The sequence below is a fragment of the Candidatus Regiella insecticola LSR1 genome (genome assembly GCF_000143625.1).
In the GTDB taxonomy this organism is placed as follows: Bacteria; Pseudomonadota; Gammaproteobacteria; order Enterobacterales; family Enterobacteriaceae; genus Regiella; species Regiella insecticola.
In genome coordinates this window covers 2,506-4,319 of the sequence record NZ_GL379693.1, presented here as the reverse complement: position 1 = coordinate 4,319, position 1,814 = coordinate 2,506, and the positions used below count along the sequence as shown (strand labels likewise).

At 44.5% G+C, this 1,814-nt stretch carries 2 protein-coding genes and 1 pseudogene; all 3 read right to left on the bottom strand.

Annotated features, from left to right (window positions below; all coding sequences use genetic code 11):
* Positions 1 to 79: 79 nt before the first annotated feature.
* Complete coding sequence (locus tag REG_RS09515; RefSeq protein WP_039908669.1) at positions 80 to 409, bottom strand: TusE/DsrC/DsvC family sulfur relay protein; 330 nt, start codon at positions 407 to 409, stop codon at positions 80 to 82.
* A 179-nt stretch (positions 410 to 588) separates the two neighbouring features.
* Positions 589 to 1,593, bottom strand: coding sequence for a protease modulator HflC (gene hflC, locus REG_RS09510; protein ID WP_006705443.1), 1,005 nt, complete (start codon positions 1,591 to 1,593; stop codon positions 589 to 591).
* 3 nt (positions 1,594 to 1,596) lie between these two features.
* Positions 1,597 to 1,814: pseudogene (locus REG_RS14915) on the bottom strand (FtsH protease activity modulator HflK); the annotation flags it as partial.

Sequence of the window (1,814 nt, the reverse complement as noted above, 5' to 3'; positions counted from 1 at the left end):
GGTATGGTCTACGCTCATCGGTCGGTCGCCCTGGCAGCCGAAGGCAACTTCAAAGGCGAAGAGTATACACCTGCTGGAATCAAAGACATTTTACTGGTTTAGGGAGCCCCGCGATTTTGCTGGCTTGTTGTGCAGGGCTCTTAGGAAATAAACGATGTAAATAACGGCTGTTACCTTTATCGTAGCCAAATTTTTGTGCTAGCGCGGTGACCAACAAACGAATTGCAGGTGAAGTATTATACTGCTGATAAAAATCACGCATAAAAAGGATCACCTCCCAATGTGATTCGGTGAGTATAATGCCTTCCCGTTCTGCTAATAGAGGGGCTAAATGGGTAGACCAGTCGGCGCTATTTTTTAGATAACCTTGCTTATCAGTATCAATGACGCGATCGTCAAGCACTAACATAGTAGACCTCATCGACAATAGACTGTTTGCAAAGCTTAACTAAAGAATTAACCGTTTCACAAACAGTCTACTCAATAAAATTTTAGTAAAGTATCAGCGAGCAGAAGAGATTTCGAATAGTCTCTTAGACAGACTCAAAAAGGCTCGCGTCTGCGAGCCTTAATAATACCAAACAAAGTCTATGGACGTTTAGCGAATTTTTCCGGTGATTTCATAAAACGGAAAAAATCACTGTCTGGACTGAGAACCATCACATCATTACTGCTGCTAAAGCTCTGTTCGTAAGCGCGCAAGCTCCGAATAAACGCGTAAAATTCAGGATCTTTACTGAAAGCATCAGCAAACAACCTAGCGGCTTCAGCATCGCCCTCACCACGAGTGATACGCGCTTGACGCTCTGCGGTTGCCAATGTGCGTGTCACTTCATAATCAGCAGTGGCACGTAATTTTTCCGCTTCTTCTTTACCTTGCGAACGATGACGTCGAGCGACAGCCTCACGTTCCGCACGCATACGTAAGTAAATTGCTTCAGAGACTTCCGTCGGTAAATTGATCTGCTTAATCCGCACATCAATCACCTCAATCCCTAGCGCCGCCATGCTGTTTGAATTGATCGCGGTTTGTTTACCCTGCGTTTCCAGTTCAACACGCGCCGCCGCAACAGCAATAGCATCGTCGGCATCCGTCGTCATTGCATCATCATCTGCAGTACCCGTATTTAACGCGCTACGTACATCAGAAGTGAGTTTACCGCGAGAATCAGTCACGATATCTTTTACATTTAAACGACCAATTTCTGATCGCAAGCGGTCACTGAATTTTCGCCGCAACAATACTTCAGCTTGCGAAACATTCCCTCCCCCTGTCGCTAAATAGTAACGGCTAAAATCACTAATACGCCATTTCACATAAGAATCAACCATTAGATCTTTTTTCTCGCTAGTTACAAAGCGATCCGCTTGATTGTCCATGGTTTGAATGCGAGCATCCAGTGTTTTTACCGTTTCAATCAGAGGAATTTTAAGATGTAAACCTGGCGTATAGACCAACGGCTTACTGTCGCTATCACGTAGTACCTTACCAAAACGCAGCACGATACCACGCTGACCTTCCTGCACGACGAAAAGTGAAGCGTAAAGCGCTATCATCAGCAAAGCGATGATAAGTAAAAAAGGTTTACGCATAGATTATTCTCTCCCTACCCGAATGGGTATGCTATCTCGACTTTGATCCATCATCTTCCCCGAGATACTTCCCGTATTCATATTCTTATTTTGACTACGGTTCACCGCCGAAGAACGATCCAGATCAGGTAAATGATTATTGGTATTTCTGTCTACCTTATTCCCGCCGGTTTGCCGCAGCATTTGATCTAAAGGAAGTACCATCAGATTACCACCTTTGT